Origin of the sequence: Staphylococcus sp. HMSC034G07 (assembly GCF_001835975.1) — a bacterium.
In the GTDB taxonomy this organism is placed as follows: Bacteria; Bacillota; Bacilli; order Staphylococcales; family Staphylococcaceae; genus Staphylococcus; species Staphylococcus ureilyticus.
Window position 1 is genome coordinate 1 of sequence record NZ_KV826586.1, and the last position, 19,231, is coordinate 19,231.

The window sequence follows — 19,231 nt, forward strand, 5'->3', positions numbered from 1 at the left end:
CAGGTGTGACCTCCTTGCTATAGTCACCAGACAAAATAACTTACTCAATGTATGATACATTGTTTGTTATTCAATTACAATAGTTAATTTTACACTATCTTAAAGAATTTCACAAGTTCTTTACTTAGTATTTAATATGTAAATGCTCGTTTTCGACGACTTTTATATAATACTATGTTTTTTTGCTGAAGTCAATAGTTTTTCGTAACTTTTATTTAAACATAAATTTATTTCGTATGTATTTGCGTTTACTTAACTCGACTTGAATTATCTTACCATAAGAAATCGAGGTTTACCATACCTTTTTTAGTATATTTTTATATTTAAATAGCATAAATATGCATAATTGTATCTTATTACTTTTATTATTTTCTATTTTAATTCTAAGCCTTTTGTATTTCCTTGTTTCTTGCATAGTTTATATTTGTAAATAAAAAGGATTAAACATCCCAGCTTTTATTTGTAAGCCACAATATTTAATCCTTTATTATTAAGTTGAGCTATATTACTTTTGTCTCATATATGGGAAAAGTAATACGTCTCTAATTGAAGCTGAATCAGTAAGTAGCATGACAAGTCTATCAATACCTATACCTAGACCACCTGTTGGAGGCATACCATATTCTAATGCTTCAATGAAATCTTCATCCATTTCATGCGCTTCGTCATTGCCTTGCTCTTTTTCAACTAATTGTGCTTCAAATCTTTCTCTTTGATCTATCGGATCATTTAATTCTGTAAATGCATTACCATGTTCTCTGCCTACAATAAATAATTCAAAACGATCCGTAAATCTAGGGTCTTCTGGATTTTTCTTTGCTAATGGTGATATTTCAATTGGGTGTCCATATACAAAAGTAGGTTGTATTAATGTTTCTTCAACTTTTTGTTCAAAGAATTCGTTTAAAATATGACCGTATTTCATATTTTCAGTAATTTCAACACCATGCGCTTTAGCCAGTGTTTTTGCCTCTTCATCATTTTGAACATTAAAGAAATCAACGCCTGTAGCTTCTTTGACAGCATCTGCCATATGAACTCGTTTCCAGTTTGATTCTAAGTCAATAACTTCTTCACCATAATTAATTTTTGCAGTACCAAGTACTTTATTAGATATATGTCTAATCATATCTTCTGTTAAGTCCATAATATCGTGATAGTTTGCATATGCTTCGTAGAGTTCGATCATTGTGAACTCTGGATTATGACGTGTAGATACGCCTTCATTTCTAAACACGCGACCAATTTCATATACTTTTTCTAAGCCACCAACAATTAATCGTTTCAAGTGTAATTCTATTGCTATTCTCATATATAATGTAGCATCCAAAGCATTGTGATGTGTTACAAACGGTCTCGCTGCAGCTCCACCAGCAATTTGGTGCATCATTGGAGTTTCTACTTCTAAGAATCCTTGATTGTTTAGGTAATTACGCATTTCTTGTAAGATTTTACTTCTATTAATAAAAGTTTGCGTACTATCTTGGTTTGTTATTAAATCTAAATAACGTTGACGATAGCGTTGTTCAATATCTTGTAAACCATGAAATTTATCTGGTAATGGTCGTAATGCTTTTGTTAGGAGCGTGAATGATTTTGCTTTGACCGACAATTCACCTGTATTTGTTTTAAACATAACGCCTTCAATACCTACGATATCTCCTAGGTCTGCTGATTTCCATAGTTCAAATTGTTCTTCTCCAACTTGGTCTTTTCTCACATAAATTTGAATTTGGCCTGATAAATCTTGTACGTGTGCAAAACCTGCTTTTCCTTTACCACGTTTCGTCATTAGACGTCCTGCAATGCTAACATGACTTTCTTCTTCTTTTTCTTGTAATTCTTCTTTGGAGAATTGATCCCAATCATCATGCAATGGTGTAGCCATTGAAGTTCGTACAAATTTTCCGCCGAATGGATCGATACCTAAATCGTATAGTTCTTGCATTTTTTGACGACGCACCTGCATTTGGTCGTTCATTTCTTCTGACATAACTTTCTCTCCTTTATACTTCTTATCCAATTTTAATTTTAGCATTAACCTTTTTGTTAGAATTCGAGGAATATCTATCATTGATGATTACCGTATTTTGATTTGTTCCAATCATTTCTAACTTTACCATGACCACCCCATCTTTTAAATACAAAGATGGTATTTGCTTATGTGCTTAGTACCAATTTTTCAACTTTTAATTTTACTAGAGGTCATGAATGTAATAAAGTAATTTAAACTTTAAAATGTTATATCAGTATTATTAATCAATTGTAGATAAAATAATGCTATTGTATTCCCTCTTTTACATCTACTTAAATATTTTATTAGAGTTAACGATAATACGAAAGGTATTGTTACTCATTTATTATTTGGTAAGTTACTATCCTGTCAATATGATTGAAGAAACAACATGAATTTTACAGTTTTTATATAATAAAACTGAAAGTATACGCATTCAAGTATAGCGCTTTGCTATTCCGCTTCATCATGAAATTTACACACATTTGTTTCCTTACCCTTTATATCGTTTCACTGAATTATCTAACATTACTAAATCTCTAATTTTTTTATTTGTATGAGGTTCAGTAAAATCTGGTGCAATATCATTTAATGGTATGAGCACAAAAGAACGCTCTAACATACGTGGATGCGGTATGATCAAATCATCTTCATCTATGATTTGTTCCTCAAATAATAAAATATCAACATCTAATGTTCTAGGACCCCATCTTATATCTCTCACTCTATGCAACTGTTGTTCTGTTCCTAAACATACCTTTAATAAATCATGAGGTGTCAGTGATGTTTCTATTTCAATACATTGATTTAAAAATTGCGGTTGCTCAACATATCCAACAGGTTCAGTTTCATAAATTGGTGATGTTTGTGTTACATTGATACCTTCTGTTTCATTTAAAATACGAATTGATTGATCGAGCTGTGCTTTTCTATCTCCAACGTTACTTCCCAAACCTAAGTACGCATATGACATTATAAATTCTCCCTCACTATTTCTACACCTACACCTTCATAATGACCTGGTATAGGGGGATTTTCTTTAGTGATTCTAACTTGCGTTTCCATTACACGATTATAGTGTGAATTTATACGTTTTGCAATACGTTCAGCTAGATGCTCTAATAAATTCACTGGTTCACTTTCCATGATTGATTTCACATCTGCATAAACTTCACCATAGTGAACTGTATCAGTTACTTGATCTGTTTCACCTGCAAGGCTTAAATCGACTTTCATAGTCAAATCAACGATGAATATTTGACCAATTTCATTTTCGGCTGGTAATGCACCGTGATAGCCATAAAACTTCATACCGTTAAGAAATATTGTGTCTTTCATCCTCATTCTCCTTTAAATAATCCATGCTTTGAGCCAAACGGACATTGAGCGCAACGTTATGAACCCTCACACCTTTAACGCCTTTCATTATACCGTATGCAGTAGTAGCTGCAGTTGCTTCATCTCTTTCAATTGCTTGCGTGTCTCGATCTATCATTTCTTTAATAAATCTTTTTCTACTTGTCGCTAGTAGCACAGGATAATCTGTAGCTACTAATTCATCCAAGCGTGCCATTACTTCTTTTTCTTCATCTCTTGTTTTTGCAAAACCAATGCCAGGATCTATCCAAACTTTTTCTTGTGGGATACCTGCCATTTCTGCTTTATTAGCTTGTTTCAATAAATGCACAAGCATTTCATCCACAACAGGCATTGATCGATGACCATCACCATTGTGCATCAATATAATCTCACCTTCATATTTAGATACAACGTCAAAGATTTTTTCATCATATAATCCAGCCCACTGATCATTAATCATTGTAGCGCCTAATTTCATTGCTGCTTCTGCTACTTCACTTCTATATGTATCAATAGACAATTGAACATCTAATTGGCTAAGTGCTTTTACAACAGGGACCACGCGCTGTAATTCTTCAGTAACACTTATTTCCTCATAACCAGGACGTGTTGATATACCACCTACGTCAATCATATCTACACCCTCTTCAATCATTTCTTGCGCTCTTTTGACAGCCTTTTCTACTGAATTATATTTACCGCCATCAGAAAATGAATCAGGTGTTACGTTTAATATGCCCATAATTTTTGTATGTGCCATCGTTACTTTCTTCCTTTCACTATGAAATGACTCATCGTTAGCTTAGTAATCACTATTCTATAATAACGCTAATTTATAAATTTTTCAGTAACCAACGTTCATATCGTCGGAAAATGTAAACTCGTTTATTTCACCCATTTCCACATTTTGTAATTAATAGCTGGTATTCAGACATTTTAATCATTTCGTATTGTACTTTTTCAATTGCTTTAGTTGTCTTTAAAAACTCTACAAACAAAGCATTCACAGAAGTCATAAAAAAATGTCGACAAAGTCAGAAACCTTGTCGACATTTGAAACTGATCACTTACACATAATCGGTTTTATAAATATATTTTTAATCTTCAAATGAATATAGAGGTGTTGAAAGGTAACGTTCACCATTACTTGGTAATACAGTAACTACTGTTTTACCTTTACCTAAAGATTTGGCTTTTTCTATAGCTGCATAAATTGCTGCACCTGAAGAAATCCCACCTAATATACCTTCTTCTTTAGCAACCTTACGAGACATATCCATCGCTGTTTCATTACCAACTTTTATAACTTCATCATAGATATTCGTATCTAAAGTATCTGGTACAAATCCTGCACCTAAACCTTGAAGTTTATGTGGTCCTGGTTCTCCACCACTTAATACTGGAGAATCTTCAGGTTCAATAGCTACAAGATTAATGTCAGGGTATTTCTCTTTCAATACTTTACCTGCACCAGTTAATGTACCACCAGTGCCAACACCAGCTAAGAATGAATCAATGGTTTTACCTTCAAATTGTTCAACGAGTTCTGGACCAGTTGTCAATTCATGCACACGTGGATTAGCCGGGTTTTCAAATTGTTGTGGTTCATAATAACCAAATTCTTCTTTTAATTCTTTGGCTTTTTTAATTGCACCTTTCATCGCTTCTGATCCTGGTGTTAAAACAACTTCTGCGCCATAAGCTTTTAATAAATTACGACGTTCTTGACTCATTGTTTCTGGCATTGTGAATACTGCTTTATAACCTTTCGCAGCACATACAAAAGCTAAACCAATACCTGTATTACCACTCGTAGGTTCTACAATTGTATCTCCTGGTTTGATTTTTCCTTCTTTCTCTGCCGCTTCAATCATTGCTAACGCGATACGGTCTTTAACAGAACCACCTGGATTTTGATATTCTAATTTCACATAAACATCTGCAGCATTTTCATCCACCACATTGTTCAACTTAACTACTGGCGTATTGCCAATCACTTCAACGACATTATTTACTGGTTTGTTTGTCATAAGTATTGCTCCTTTTCATTAAAAAGTTTAAAACCTACTTTTTCTATCGGATATACTTTATATTTTATCAGATTTTGATTTGAATACAACTAAGAAGATTAAAAATTACAATATTTTTATACTTTATAGTGACTTAAACTTCATTTTAAAGGATTTTTTACATCTTTTCTAATAATTCCTGTAATTCATTTTCTGTATATTGATATTTATTTCTACAGAAGTGGCATTCTGCTTCTGCACCATGATCTTCATTAATCATACTTTCGATTTCAGCTTGGCCTAGTCCTTTAATTGCATTTAAAAACTTTTCGTGACCGCAATTACATTCAAAACTTGCAGGCATTTGTTCTAAAATTTGAACTTCATCTTCACCAAGTATTTCATATAATATTTCTTCTGGAGTTAAACCTTGATCAATTAATTTCGAAACGGGTGTCATGTTGTTGATTGCTGTTTCTAATTTATTGATTGTTTTTTCTTCTGCACCTGGCATCACTTGTATGATAAAACCACCTGCAGCTTTTATAGAGTTATCAGGATTCACTAGTACGCCTAACCCTACAGATGAGGGTACTTGTTCACTTTTTGCAAAGTAGTAAGTAAAATCATCGCCTAATTCACCAGAGACTAGTTCACTTGAACCAGAGAAATAATCTTTCATTCCAACGTCTTTTACTACAGTTAATGCACCATTTGTTCCAACAGCTCTACTAACATCTAATTTTCCTACGTTATTTAGAGGGAAGTGCGTTTGTGGATGCGTCACGTATCCTCTGACATGACCGCTGGCATCTGCATCAGCTATAATTTTTCCGATTGGCCCTTGTCCATCAACTGTAACTGTCAGTTTTTGATCGCCTTTTAACATTGCACCCATCATCAACGTTGCAGTCATTGTTCTGCCAAGTGCTGCGGATGCTGTCGGCCAAGTATAATGTCTTGTTTGTGCTTCTTGAACACTTTCTGTAGTTAATGCACTATATGCTCTTATCTGTCCTTCATAAGCCAATGCTTTAACAATGTAATCATTTGTCATTTCTTTAATTTCTCCTTTTATTCATTGTAAGTGTTTAAATTGTTTTCTAACTTCTATATAGAATTTTATAATACTTTTTATCAATGCAATTTATTGTACGTGTTCAATCAAAAAATTGCTACATATCTGTTTGTGATTTTATTGATTGATGAATAATAAAAAAGCTTCTTTCCACATCAATATGATAGCAGAAAGAAGCTTTTTGTTCAGTTATTAATTTCTATTGCTTGGATCATTAGGATCACTTGGGTTGCTAGGTTTATCGATATTTGGTGCTTGTTCATGACCTGTCTCTTCTGAGTCGTCATTGCCATGTTCACTTTCTTTGCTTTCTTTATCGATATCTTTTTCCTCTTGTTGGTCTTCTTCTTGTTGTTTTTTACCAACTTCTAGTTGTTCTTTTCGTACATCTTCATATGATTTACCATATTTACCTTCTTTAAATTCACTTTCTTGATCACTTACAACTTCTGCTGCATCGTAATCAACTTCTGGCAATACGCCATCATAGAATAATGAACGAATTTGTTCAGCAACTAATGTCTCTTCTTTTAATAAAGATTCAGCAATTAAAAGTAATTGTGATTTATGTTCTAAAAGAATGTCTTTACAACGTTCGTATTGTTCTTTAATAATACGTTGAACTTCTTTATCAATTTCATACGCAATTTGACCAGAATATTCTGGTTCGCCTTGCATGTCTTTACCTAAGAATACTTGTCCATTGCTGCTACTTGAGAATTGAACAGTACCAAGTTTCTTACTCATACCATATTCAGTAACCATTTGACGTGCGATTTGTGTTGCACGTTCAAAGTCATTTGAAGCACCTGTTGATACTTCGTTGAAATTAATATCTTCAGAAACTCGACCACCTAACAAGCCACAAATCTTATCAAGTAATTCTGGTTCAGTCATTAAGAAGCGATCTTGTTTTGGTAACATCATTGCATAACCACCGGCTTGACCACGTGGTACGATAGTAACCTTATGGACAACCTCTGCTTCATCAAGCACCATACCAATAATAGTATGACCGGCTTCATGGTGTGCAACAATATTACGTTCTTTTTCAGAAATGACACGTGATTTTTTAGCAGGACCTGCAATCACACGGTCAGTCGCTTCTTCAATATCACGCATATCTATTTTCTTCTTGCCTTCACGTACTGCAACTAATGATGCTTCGTTCAGCAAGTTTTCTAAATCTGCACCAGAGAAACCAGGTGTTCTTTGAGAAACTGCTTTTAAGTCTACTGTTTCATCAAGTGGTTTATTTCGAGCATGAACGTGCAGAATTGCTTCACGCCCTTTTACATCTGGACGTCCAACTTGAATTTGTCTATCAAAACGACCAGGACGTAATAATGCTGGGTCTAAAATATCAGGACGGTTTGTAGCAGCAATCATAATGATACCTTCGTTTTCACCGAAACCATCCATTTCAACTAGTAATTGGTTTAGCGTTTGTTCACGTTCATCGTGACCGCCACCAACACCTGCACCACGTTGACGACCAACTGCATCGATTTCGTCAATAAAGATAATACAAGGTGCATTTTTCTTAGCATTTTCAAATAAGTCACGTACACGGCTTGCACCGACACCTACAAACATCTCAACGAAGTCTGAACCACTGATTGAGAAGAATGGTGTACCAGCTTCACCAGCTACTGCACGAGCTAATAACGTTTTACCTGTACCTGGAGGTCCTACAAGTAAAACACCTTTAGGTATTCTAGAACCCATTTGCTTAAATTGTTTATTATCTTTTAAGAAGTCAACAATTTCTATTAATTCTTGTTTTTCTTCATCTGCGCCAGCTACGTCTGAGAAGCGTACACGTTTTTTCTGACTGTCGTACATTTTCGCTTTGGATTTACCAAAATTCATCATACGACCGCCGCCACCGCCGCCTCCTTGTGCTTGACTAAGGAAGAAAATAAATAATAAGGCTATGATTAAAACTGGTATTAACGTCGTTAAAATACTTACAAATACGCTTTGCTTTTCTTCTTCTTTAACTGTAAATTTCAATCCATCTTGACTTTGTGCTTTATCTGTTATTTTTTCAAGCTCTTTATCATTATTATATAAAATAGTTGAAGAATAATCTTCATCTTTTTTAGTTTTACCGCTTACCATATATACATTTTGTTCTGGTTGAATTTCTAAGGATTTTAATTCACCTTTATCTAATTGCTTAACAAATTGGTTATATGTAAGCTGTTTTGGCATATTTCCGTTACCATTTAGCCACGAAAACAAGCCAAATATAATAACGCCAATGATTGCGATAACTAGCACGTTACGAAAGGCTTTCTGCATGCGTCGTTTCCTCCTACTTCAATAATAAAACTAACAAAAATTGTAACACAATACACAAGTTTTGGGCTAGTAATTCTACTTTTGTATGTACGTTACAGTTCTTGTTGTTTTTATACTTTTATATTTTTGATATACAAACATTTTACATATACTTTATGATTAATCCCTTAAATGATTTACGTATATGTTCGCGTATTTTATCAATATATTATGTATATCGACTCATTTAATATGATTACGTTTTACAGTATATAACAATATTTCATACGATTAAATTGTACTGCTTACTTTGAATAAATTTCTGGTTTAAGCGTTCCAATATATGGTAAATTTCTATAATTTTCAGCATAGTCTAATCCGTAGCCAACTACGAATTCATCTGGAATTTTTTTACCTACATATTTTGCTTCGATATCTGCTTTACGGCGATTCGGTTTGTCTAACAATGTCACAATTTCTAGTGAATTGACTTTTCTTGATTCCAATAATTCAGTTATTGATTTTAATGTTGTCCCAGTTTCTAAAATATCTTCAATAATCAAGATGTCTTTTCCTTCTATTGAAGCGCTTAAATCTTTAAGTATTTGCACTTCTCCTGTTGATTCAGTACCGCCATGATAACTAGAAACATCCATGAAATCGATAGCTAAATGCGTTCCAATATGTTTAATAAGGTCTGTCATAAACATTACTGAACCTTTCAAAATTCCTATACAAACAAGTGGTTTACCTGCATATGCTTCAGTAATCTTTGCACCCAAGTCTTTACAAATTTGTTCTATTTCTTCTTCATCTATTAATATTTCCTTTAAATCATCTCGCATAATTTCATTCCTCTCCCGTATTTCGTATGAAAATAGTATCTTTATATTCATTATTTAAATATAACGTACCTACAGCAATAATTGCTTCATCTGCATTAACTAAAATTGGTAATTGGTTACGTTCAGTTTGTATCACTTTATGATCAATCAGTAATCGACTTACTTTTTTGTGTCCTTTTATCCCATTTAGTTTGAATTTATCACCATTATTTCTAGTTCTAATAACTAACGGATAATCATCTTCCGGAAAATCATCTGTTACACTAATTCTATAATGACCATAATGATATAAACCTGGCTGCAAAATTTTAGTTGGCATAAGAAATTTATCATAATTTGCCATTATTATAAATTTATCATAAGCGATATAAATATTCCATTTATCCGTTGTATATATTGTGCATTGAGTAACTTTGCTTTCGAGTTGCTGAAACCAAGATTCATACATTTTTTCAGTCATTGGTGCTGTTATCTGTAATTTTGAAAATATTTTATCTAATATTATAATTTTAATATTATGGTTCAAATTTGAAAATGCAACCCTTGGAATGACTATTTCATCTTTATCAGCATTTTCGTGAACATGCGTTTCTATAAAATGTAACGCATGGTCATGTAATTCTTGCAGTTGTATATCATGCCAATCTTTCAATTTTAGTAGCTGTTTTGTCGATAAATGTCGGTTGTCGTCAATGGCAGGTAAAATACGATTACGAATATCATTTCTAACATAAAGATTTTCAGCATTGGTCTCGTCTTCATAATAAGGTACTTCATAACTTTGCTGATAGTTTCGAATGTCTGCTTTTGTTGTTTCTAACAATGGTTTACACAACATATAGGCACTTCGTGAAGTCAGATATGACATACCTAAACTACTTCTAGTTGAACGACCAGTCATCAATCGATAAAAGATAGTTTCAATTTGATCGTCTTGATGGTGAGCGGTTAATAAAACGTCTGCATCCAACTCCACCATCATAGTATCAAACCACTGATATCGTTCATTTCTCGCAATATTTTCAATGCTATTCCCCTGTTCAATAACTTCTGATAAATCTAAATGATGCACGAACAACGGAATCTGATAAAACTCACAATATTTTCTTATAAATGTTTCTTCTTCTTGTGCAATATCACGAATATTATGATTCACATGTAAGCAAGTTAATTTTCTATACGATTGGGATAATGGATGAATTAAGTTGTGTAATAATACCATGCTATCAATCCCGGTTGAAACGGCTAACACAATGTGTTGTTCTTTATTCCAACCATCAGCATTAACTTCTATCATAGCTTACCTCCTATGTCACAATACGAATTTTTTTACATGCACCTTGTAATGTCTGTGAACAACAAAAAATAGACTGTTTCCTTAAGTAAGAAAACAGTCATTTATTGTCAAAGTCACACGTCGTTAAAATGATATTAAATGTTGTATTTGAGCAATTAATTTAAGTTCTCTTGGGAACAGTCTTATTTTATATATTTTAGCGTCTAGCGCCTTTTCCACCACGTCTAGATTCCGTTTGACGCTTAATAGAAGTCAATTTATCTTCACTATCTTTTAAGAAGTTTGTTAATTTCTTTTCAAAGTCCTCACCTTTAGGTTGAGTTTGTTTATGATTTGGTTTGTTTTGAGGTCTACGCGGACGATCTTTTGCTTTTTTGATTGATAAACTAATTTTTCCATCATCAGCAATTGATAGTACTTTAACTTCAACTTCATCACCAACAGATAAGTGATCTTCTACGTTTTCAACGTAGTTATCTGCAACTTCACTTATGTGAACTAAGCCACTCTTTCCTTCTGGAAGTTCGACGAAAGCGCCAAACTTTTTGATTCCAGTGACTTTACCTTTAAGCTTGTTTCCTACTTCGATTGACATATTATAAATAAATCCTCCCGATTCGTTTCGATTTTAACCCTATTATATGCCTGTTTGCATAAATTAACAATGGTATAATGATGCAAAAAATTAAATTCACTTATTTATCATCATTTTGCGCCTTAGATTTGGTGTCAGATTTATTATCTCCGGGCAATTTGAAAATAACTTCCCCATCATTACTTAGATAGTAATCATCACGTGCAACTTTTTCAATATAATCTTTATCATTTAGATTATTTAATTGTTCTTTTAGTGCTAATTCTTCATCTTGTTGCTTTTGATACTTTTGTTCTTTTTGTTGGCGCTCGACTGCATCGTCATTGTTACTTTGTTTTTGAGTGACAAGCATGATGGATAAAATGATAATAATCAGTAGTAAAAGACCACCGAATAAAGTGATACGTTTACGAACAACACGCTTCCTCATTTGTTTGTGTTGCTTTTTTTTGTTTTCTGCTGAAGTATACGTATTGCCTATATTTTCAACTTTTTTATTCATTTGCTTGTCACCTCCCGTTCCTATATTTCACTTACTTTTTCTTCTTTAATGAGTTCATACATGCCCTTTGCATTTTCTTTTGTTGCATGTTCACTCAATCCCGTAACTTTGATTGTTACAACTTTTTGACCAAATCGGATAACAAGCTCATCCGATTCTTTTACATCGGTACCTGCTTTAGCAACTACACCGTTTACAGTAATACGTCCTTGATCACTGATCTCTTTAGCTAAAGTGCGACGTTTTACTAATCTTGACACTTTGAGATATTTGTCTAATCTCATCATTATTTTCCTCCTTGCTCTAAAATTCGTTTTAAAGCATTTTCATCTAACGACTTATTTTTTGTTTTATCATACAATGCTAAGAAGTGGTCTGCAAATACTTTCTCAAATTTCACTCGCTGTTCTTTACCTTCTTTAGACTTAGCATCGGACCAAATATTTTTCAAATCTTCTTCAGTTTCTGCTTTTGTGTCACCAAAAACATGTGGATGTCTGCGTATCATTTTTTCTGAAAGGCTTTGTATCACTTCGTTTATATCCATGTAACCTTCTTTTTTGCCAATACTTGCGTGTAATAATACTTGTAACAGGATGTCTCCTAGTTCTTCTATCATATGCCAATCGTCTTCGTTATCTATAGCTTCAAACAATTCGAATGTCTCTTCCAGTAAATAGCGTTTTAACGTATGATGTGTTTGAACCTTATCCCATGGGCAACCTTTTTCATCGTCTACAAGATGATTTATGATACCAACTGCATAGTCAAAATCACCAAAGTATGCTTCTTCGGTTTCCACTTTTGGAATAAATACACTTGTTATATTGTTAAAAACATCATCGTAATGATCTATTTCATATAACGGTGTTTTGATTACATTGGCGTGATTATTGCTCGCACCATCTACGATATAAACAAGTTGGTCATCACTATAGCTTTCCATCAATGTCACTTTTAAATCACCTGCGACCATTGCACTATAGACTTGTGTGATAAGTGTGTGCGTACGCATATTCAACTTTTCTTTTTGAAGATCTGTTGCATCTAACATCGTAAAACCATCATTAGGGTCAACTTTTACCGCTTCAAAAATATCGTCTATAAAGCTCTTGCCGCCCAATATTTCAATTTCAATATCAGAATGTTGTTGAGCATACTGCTCTAAATACACAGTTGTCGTTTCAGCTACACGTGGATGCCCTGGTACAGTATATACAATATCATTGTCTCTTGCAGCATCAATCAACTTTGTCACAATAGCTTCATATACATTTTGAAAAGCGTCATGGCGTTTATATTCTTGATCAAAACTTTCCATGTCGATACCTTCCGAAGTTAAATCTTGGATAACTGGATGGTCAAAGGTACGTGTGTAAACGAGTGTTTGTTTTTTTAAAAATTTATAAATTCCTAAGGGTAAATCTTCTATACCATAATTCCCTAATCCAACAATTGTTATTTTATTTGTCATTAATGTTTCCCTCTTTTCATATGGAATAGTTTATCTCCAAAAGGCAGGTGTTTAAGTTCTCTAAAACTTAATAAATGCATGCGTACGATAGAAAAAATCACTACAATAACGCCGATAGTTGCTGCTACAGCTAATTCGACTAAGCCTTGCATTCTACCTTCTCCCGGAATAAGAAACATAACTATTTGTACTGTAATTGATAACAGCATCATTGTAATTACTAACTTAACAATGAACTTTTTCATTGTTTGAAAATGATACATCTTTAAGACTTGATACTGTAAAATCCACACAAAGATGAACAGTGAAATCACAGTACTTACACTGGCACCGAAAATTGAAAATTGCGGTATTAAAACCATATTCAATATCGCTTTGGCCACTACCCCAATACCAAATGCACACAAAATAATTTTAACGTGATTTTTCACTTGTAATAAGGCGATATCCATCATTATAAGAGAAACGCATATGACGGTAAGCATATAAACGGATAACGTACCGTTCAAACTATCGTTTTTAAAGAATACGCTATTCATTACAGGTAGCAAATTGATTAAACCTATTGCTGCTGCAACACTAAATAAAACTGTAATCTTTATAGATGCGTTAGCATAACGATTTACCAGTATGTGTTGTTTTGTTTTTAATGCATCTGTTAGTAATGGGATAAGTACAAAACAGAACGTTGTCGTTACAATTAATCCCATCTGTATAAAAGACGCACCTCGATCATAAATACCTTTAAAAATAGTTGCTTCATCAAAATCTAAACCAGTCATTTGAAGCGCATGTATTACTGTAAAGCTATCCACGACTTGCCATACAATAACAATTAATTGGCTTACCGCGAACACAACGATACCTAACGTTAACTTTTTCCAAGCCACTTCCACATTGGCATGTGCTTTAGATAACTTAAAAGGTTTCCGCTGCATCAGAAACAAACTAGATGCGAAAAAGCCAATACCTGAACCAACAATCGCCAATGTACCTGCACGGTATATACTCCATGATTGACTCGTAAACATCACAATAGCAATCATGATAATGGCGACACGAATAAATTGTTCTATAACCTGGGAAATAGCGGGTATATTCATCTCATGATGCGCTTGATAATAGCCCCTATAAACACCAAGTATGCCAACAAATAAAAAGCTAACACTTGCCGCCCTTAACATAGGTGCTAAATTGACATCTCCCATAAGAAAGGCAACCCAGTGTGCACACATAAATAAAAGTAAGAAAAAGATAACACCAGCAAATTGTAACCTTAATAACACGCGCGTATATTGATTGGGGTTCCCGTTTGCGTTGAAAGTTTGAGTGACCGCACTAGGAATAGCATTCATCGATAAAATAACGCCTAAAGCTACTATGGGGTACACTTGTTGATAGGCATATAATCCGCCATCGCCCAGTAAATTTTGATAGGGGACACGGTATAATGCACTGAGTATTTTAACGATAATAAGCGCTATTGTTAGTACAACAACACCATTAAAAACACTTTTTGTATCAGATTTAACGTTCATCTGGTATAACCATACTTTCCTCTAAACATTTCACTAAGAATTTCAAACTGTCCAACCATACTTTATCTTTATTTAGCGTCACTTTCATTTTACCTTCTTGAACACCAACTTTCATTGCGCGTCCAAGTGGTTGTGTTTGTTTAAAGAGTGCTTCGCCATTGATGTCAGTAGTACCTTTTTCGGATAAATAAATTTCTATTTTTTTACCTACATCTTTAATAAGTGTTACACCTGCATTCAATGCATGCACTTTAATTTCCATCATTTCAAGCAATCTTTCAACCTCAACAGGATAGTCATTAAAACGGTCAATGAGTTCATCTTTAACATCCATCAATTGTGATTCCGTCTCAATTTTACGTAATTTTTTATAAATTTCTATCTTAGCCTGTTCATTTGGAATATATTCAGCTGGTAAATAAGCATCAATATTTAGTTCAATCTCAACTTCAGGCGCATCATGCTGTTCTTCTTTAATGCCTCGTTTTTCATTTACCGCTTCTTCTAACATTTGTGAGTATAAATCGAAACCTACGGAATCAATAAATCCATGTTGCTGTTTGCCTAAAAGGTTACCTGCACCTCGAATATTTAAATCTCGCATTGCAATCTTAAATCCAGAACCTAATTCAGTAAATTCTTTAATTGCTTGCAATCTTTCTTCTGCAGTCTCTGATAATACTTTGTTAGATGGATGTAAGAAATAAGCATAACCTATACGACTTGAACGTCCCACGCGTCCTCGTAATTGATATAATTGACTCAGTCCAAACTTATCAGCATCTTCGATAATTAAAGTATTAGCATTGGGAACGTCTACGCCAGTTTCAATAATCGTAGTCGTTACAAGAATATCAAATTCATGATTGATAAAGCTTAACATCGTTTCTTCCAAATCACGTTCATTCATCTGACCGTGGGCCACACCTATATTCGCTTCCGGCATTAACATTTGTAGCTGCTCTCTTTTTTCATAAATCGATTGTACTTTATTGTACAAGTAGAAAACTTGGCCCTCACGTGATAATTCTCTTTCTAACGCTTCTTTAATAAAATTCATATTTTGCTCTAATACATAGGTTTGCACAGGAAAACGATTTTCTGGTGGTGTTTCTATGACAGATAAATCACGCACGCCTAACATACTCATATGTAGCGTTCTCGGAATAGGTGTTGCAGTTAATGTTAAAACATCAACATTTGTCTTAAGTGATTTAATCTTTTCTTTGTGTCTTACACCAAAACGTTGTTCCTCATCTACAATGAGTAGACCCAAATCTTTGTAATGAATATCCTTGCCTAATAATTTATGTGTACCCACAACGATATCAACATAGCCTGATTTTAGTCCTTCTTTCACTTCTTTCACTTCTTTAGTCGTTCTAAACCGGCTAATAAGTTGAATTTCTATTGGAAAATCTTGCATACGTTCAATCAAAGTTTCATAGTGTTGTTGCGCTAAGATTGTGGTAGGCACGAGAAAAGCTACCTGCTTACCTTCCATTACAGCTTTAAATGCCGCTCGTACCGCTACTTCTGTTTTTCCGTAACCTACATCACCACATAATAACCTGTCCATTGGACGTTCTACTTCCATATCTTGTTTAATCTCTTCAATGGATTTGCCTTGGTCTGGCGTTAACTCATAAGGGAAATCAATTTCAAAATCATTTTGTTGTGGGGTGTCTGGACCATATTTATAACCAACTGACATTTCTCTTTCTTTATATAATTCTATTAATTCATCGGCCATATCTTCAACATTTTGTTGAACTTTGGCTTTCGTTTTCTTCCATTCTGTGCCACCAAGTTTATTTAATCTAGGTGATTTATCTTCGGAAGCAACATACTTTTGTACTTGATCCATTTGATCTACGGGTACAAATAATTGATCAGTACCTTTGTATTGTAATTTTATATAATCTTTGTGTACGCCTCCAACTTCAAGCGTTTCGACACCTAAATATTTCCCTACACCATGGTGAACATGAACAACAAAATCTCCAACTTTCAAATCTTGATAGGATTTGATTTTTTCTGCATTTGTTAATTTCTTATGTTGCTTTACCTTTTTCTTTTGTTTAGATTTAAATAGTTCACGTTCTGTTACAACAACGAGATGCATATATGGCAATTCAAAACCTTCTGACAAACTGCCTTCAGTGATAATCGCACTACCACCATCACTTTGTGTGCTTGGTGTATCTATAAATGTTGGTATATGCATTTCATTTAACATTGATTGAATACGCTCTTTTTTCGCTTCAGTTTCTGCTAATACGACAATCGTATAGTCATTTTGAATAAATCGTTGAAATTCAGAACGCATGATATCATATTGACCATAAAATTGTTGTACCGGCTTACATGAAAATTTAATGATTTCATTGAGTTCTACCGGCATCGTTGCCGTAAATAAAGTAAAATACGTAACTGGATATCGATTTAATAGTGACTCAAATCCGTCATATTGTAAGAAATTCTGTCCGATAAATCCTTTACCGCTTTCAATTAAACTTTGCATAAATTCTTCAGCTTCAGAAATCAGTGTTGTTTCAGTTTCTTTAATTCTATTATATTCATCCACTGCTACAATCGCATCAGACTTGAAGTAATCAATAATTGTTGCAGGTGCTTCATACATAAAAGCAGCGAGTCTGCGTAATACTTGATGATCAAATAAAGAAGATTCAAAAAGTTGAAAACTTTCATATGTTTCTTTCAAGTCATTACGTACAGATTTATCTATTTTGGGACGTGTATACTCATATGCTTCTTTTAATTTTAGTTTAGTATGCTTCAATACATCATCTGTAATAATATAATCACTAGCCGTCGTAATATCTACTTGGTCTAAATTTTCTTCTGAACGTTGGGTTTCAACATCAAAGTTTCGGATTGAATCTACTTCTGTATCAAATAGTTCAATTCTTACAGGCATGCCTATTAAAGGATATATGTCAATAATCCCACCACGCAATGAGAATTCACCAATATGCGATACTACACTCTCTCTACGATATCCCATGTTTACAAGTTTGTTTAAAAATTCATCAATATCAATGTCGTCACCAATAGTAAGTGTGAGTTGATGCTCCTTCCACATTTCAACGGGTGTTAACCATTTTTTAAAACCATTTAACGGTACGATAAATAACCCTCTCTTTTCTTGAGCAAGTGCCGTCAAAGTACGTACACGTTCACTCATGAATTGGGGGCTTTGTGTGGAAAATTCTTCTGTCATAATATCTTGCATTGGATACTTGTATATATCGTCAGTATCAACATATTGTTGTAAGTCGCTCTCTAGTTTGTCAGCTTGATACAAGTTGTTCGTTACTACAAGGAGTTGCTTTGAACTATGAATAAATTTTTCAGCTATAATTGTTGCCTTTGCCGAACTAGATAACCCAGTAACCAATACGTTGGCTTCACCAAATACTTCATTCAACTCTTGATAGCGTTTATCTTCTTTAATGTATTCTGTAATTATTGATTTCACTTGACCTCACCATTAAACTCATTCATCACACGGTCAAAACGAGAACTTTCAATATAAGCTTCTACTGCACGTGCTGAATGTTCTATTACGTTATTCATTGTTTCCATTTCTTGTTTTGAAAATTTTTGCAATACATAATCAACAATCGACATGCCGTTGGACGGACGATCAACACCAATACGAATACGTTTAAATTCGTCTGTACCTAAGGCTTGAATAATCGATTTCATACCATTATGACCGCCGGCACTGCCTTTTTGTCGTAATCGAATTTCCCCTTGAGGTAAATCCAAATCATCATATAGTACAAGTAAATCGTCTATATCAATATCATAATACTTCATCAGTGGACCTACAGCATCCCCAGACAAGTTCATCATCGTCATTGGTTCTATAAACATCACTTTCTCACCAGCCAAATGTTCGATTGTATAGGCACCTTTATACTTTTGTTTATCTAATTTAAATTGATTCTGTTCTAACATATAGTCAATAACTTCAAAACCAATATTATGTTTTGTCAGCTCAAAGCGTTTGCCGATATTGCCTAAACCTACAATACATTTCATTATGTTACCTCCAATTGTTGTATTCACTCAGAAACATTTATTATTTCGCAACACTCTATAGTTTCTTTTTATATTTTCATATCATTCACTATATTAACATAAAAAAACACCAGCTTAACGAATTAAGCATGGTGCTTTTTAAAATCATTTTTCTTATTGAAAT

The 19,231-nt window shown here is 33.7% G+C and carries 16 protein-coding genes; all 16 read right to left on the bottom strand.

The genetic code is table 11. From position 1 onward, the window contains the following. Window positions 1-505: 505 nt before the first annotated feature. The 16 genes from lysS to pth all read right to left on the bottom strand — a co-directional run bounded on the left by lysS (window position 506) and on the right by pth (window position 19,068). Window positions 506-1,993, bottom strand: a complete 1,488-nt coding sequence (gene lysS / locus HMPREF2586_RS00775) for a lysine--tRNA ligase (protein WP_070657450.1) — start codon at window positions 1,991-1,993, stop codon at window positions 506-508. Window positions 1,994-2,507: 514 nt separating this feature from the next. Continuing rightward, entirely contained in the window at window positions 2,508-2,987 is a 480-nt protein-coding gene (folK, locus tag HMPREF2586_RS00780) for a 2-amino-4-hydroxy-6-hydroxymethyldihydropteridine diphosphokinase (RefSeq protein WP_070657448.1), read from the bottom strand. Next, window positions 2,987-3,352: a dihydroneopterin aldolase gene (gene folB, locus HMPREF2586_RS00785; RefSeq protein WP_046206543.1), complete on the bottom strand. Its 366-nt coding sequence runs from the start codon at window positions 3,350-3,352 to the stop codon at window positions 2,987-2,989. Before folB ends, folK begins: the two co-directional genes overlap by 1 nt. Further along, window positions 3,330-4,133 (bottom strand): dihydropteroate synthase, encoded by an 804-nt coding sequence (folP, locus tag HMPREF2586_RS00790; protein ID WP_070657446.1) that lies wholly within the window; start codon window positions 4,131-4,133, stop codon window positions 3,330-3,332. Before folP ends, folB begins: the two co-directional genes overlap by 23 nt. A gap of 337 nt (window positions 4,134-4,470) precedes the next feature. Beyond that, on the bottom strand, window positions 4,471-5,403 hold the full coding sequence (gene cysK, locus HMPREF2586_RS00795; RefSeq protein ID WP_046206545.1) for a cysteine synthase A: 933 nt from the start codon (window positions 5,401-5,403) through the stop codon (window positions 4,471-4,473). A gap of 157 nt (window positions 5,404-5,560) precedes the next feature. Continuing rightward, the gene (hslO, locus tag HMPREF2586_RS00800; protein WP_070657444.1) at window positions 5,561-6,439 is read right to left on the bottom strand and encodes an Hsp33 family molecular chaperone HslO; all 879 of its coding nucleotides are present in this window, start codon (window positions 6,437-6,439) and stop codon (window positions 5,561-5,563) included. A 213-nt stretch (window positions 6,440-6,652) separates the two neighbouring features. Next, entirely contained in the window at window positions 6,653-8,767 is a 2,115-nt protein-coding gene (gene ftsH, locus HMPREF2586_RS00805) for an ATP-dependent zinc metalloprotease FtsH (RefSeq protein ID WP_070657442.1), read from the bottom strand. Window positions 8,768-9,051: 284 nt separating this feature from the next. Then, a complete protein-coding gene (gene hpt / locus HMPREF2586_RS00810; RefSeq protein WP_046206548.1) occupies window positions 9,052-9,591 on the bottom strand; it encodes a hypoxanthine phosphoribosyltransferase in 540 nt (179 codons plus the stop codon). 4 nt (window positions 9,592-9,595) lie between these two features. Next, window positions 9,596-10,888, bottom strand: a complete 1,293-nt coding sequence (tilS, locus tag HMPREF2586_RS00815; RefSeq protein WP_070657439.1) for a tRNA lysidine(34) synthetase TilS — start codon at window positions 10,886-10,888, stop codon at window positions 9,596-9,598. Between the two features lie 196 nt (window positions 10,889-11,084). Continuing rightward, window positions 11,085-11,483, bottom strand: a complete 399-nt coding sequence (locus HMPREF2586_RS00820; protein ID WP_046206549.1) for a S1 domain-containing RNA-binding protein — start codon at window positions 11,481-11,483, stop codon at window positions 11,085-11,087. Between the two features lie 100 nt (window positions 11,484-11,583). Next, window positions 11,584-11,985: an FtsB family cell division protein gene (locus HMPREF2586_RS00825; protein WP_070657437.1), complete on the bottom strand. Its 402-nt coding sequence runs from the start codon at window positions 11,983-11,985 to the stop codon at window positions 11,584-11,586. Window positions 11,986-12,005: 20 nt separating this feature from the next. Next, a complete protein-coding gene (locus HMPREF2586_RS00830; RefSeq protein ID WP_046206575.1) occupies window positions 12,006-12,269 on the bottom strand; it encodes an RNA-binding S4 domain-containing protein in 264 nt (87 codons plus the stop codon). A gap of 2 nt (window positions 12,270-12,271) precedes the next feature. Beyond that, window positions 12,272-13,459, bottom strand: a complete 1,188-nt coding sequence (locus HMPREF2586_RS00835; RefSeq protein ID WP_070657435.1) for a MazG nucleotide pyrophosphohydrolase domain-containing protein — start codon at window positions 13,457-13,459, stop codon at window positions 12,272-12,274. Next, window positions 13,459-14,997 carry a polysaccharide biosynthesis protein gene (locus HMPREF2586_RS00840; protein ID WP_070812587.1) on the bottom strand — a complete coding sequence of 513 codons (1,539 nt, stop codon included), beginning with the start codon at window positions 14,995-14,997 and terminating at the stop codon, window positions 13,459-13,461. The genes HMPREF2586_RS00835 and HMPREF2586_RS00840 overlap by 1 nt, the downstream gene beginning before the upstream one ends. After that, complete coding sequence (gene mfd / locus HMPREF2586_RS00845) at window positions 14,987-18,499, bottom strand: transcription-repair coupling factor (protein ID WP_070812588.1); 3,513 nt, start codon at window positions 18,497-18,499, stop codon at window positions 14,987-14,989. The genes HMPREF2586_RS00840 and mfd overlap by 11 nt, the downstream gene beginning before the upstream one ends. Then, window positions 18,496-19,068, bottom strand: a complete 573-nt coding sequence (gene pth / locus HMPREF2586_RS00850) for an aminoacyl-tRNA hydrolase (protein WP_046206554.1) — start codon at window positions 19,066-19,068, stop codon at window positions 18,496-18,498. Before pth ends, mfd begins: the two co-directional genes overlap by 4 nt. Between the last annotated feature and the right edge of the window lie 163 nt (window positions 19,069-19,231).

Excerpts from the sequence above, each read along its gene's own strand:
- HMPREF2586_RS00825 (WP_070657437.1), bottom strand. The coding sequence starts at position 11,985 with ATGAATAAAAAAGTTGAAAATATAGGCAATACGTATACTTCAGCAGAA.
- folK (WP_070657448.1), bottom strand. The coding sequence starts at position 2,987 with ATGTCATATGCGTACTTAGGTTTGGGAAGTAACGTTGGAGATAGAAAA.
- cysK (WP_046206545.1), bottom strand. The coding sequence starts at position 5,403 with ATGACAAACAAACCAGTAAATAATGTCGTTGAAGTGATTGGCAATACG.
- folB (WP_046206543.1), bottom strand. The coding sequence starts at position 3,352 with ATGAAAGACACAATATTTCTTAACGGTATGAAGTTTTATGGCTATCAC.
- HMPREF2586_RS00820 (WP_046206549.1), bottom strand. The coding sequence starts at position 11,483 with ATGTCAATCGAAGTAGGAAACAAGCTTAAAGGTAAAGTCACTGGAATC.
- HMPREF2586_RS00835 (WP_070657435.1), bottom strand. The coding sequence starts at position 13,459 with ATGACAAATAAAATAACAATTGTTGGATTAGGGAATTATGGTATAGAA.
- tilS (WP_070657439.1), bottom strand. The coding sequence starts at position 10,888 with ATGATAGAAGTTAATGCTGATGGTTGGAATAAAGAACAACACATTGTG.
- ftsH (WP_070657442.1), bottom strand. The coding sequence starts at position 8,767 with ATGCAGAAAGCCTTTCGTAACGTGCTAGTTATCGCAATCATTGGCGTT.
- hslO (WP_070657444.1), bottom strand. The coding sequence starts at position 6,439 with ATGACAAATGATTACATTGTTAAAGCATTGGCTTATGAAGGACAGATA.
- hpt (WP_046206548.1), bottom strand. The coding sequence starts at position 9,591 with ATGCGAGATGATTTAAAGGAAATATTAATAGATGAAGAAGAAATAGAA.
- pth (WP_046206554.1), bottom strand. The coding sequence starts at position 19,068 with ATGAAATGTATTGTAGGTTTAGGCAATATCGGCAAACGCTTTGAGCTG.
- lysS (WP_070657450.1), bottom strand. The coding sequence starts at position 1,993 with ATGTCAGAAGAAATGAACGACCAAATGCAGGTGCGTCGTCAAAAAATG.
- HMPREF2586_RS00830 (WP_046206575.1), bottom strand. The coding sequence starts at position 12,269 with ATGAGATTAGACAAATATCTCAAAGTGTCAAGATTAGTAAAACGTCGC.
- HMPREF2586_RS00840 (WP_070812587.1), bottom strand. The coding sequence starts at position 14,997 with ATGAACGTTAAATCTGATACAAAAAGTGTTTTTAATGGTGTTGTTGTA.
- folP (WP_070657446.1), bottom strand. The coding sequence starts at position 4,133 with ATGGCACATACAAAAATTATGGGCATATTAAACGTAACACCTGATTCA.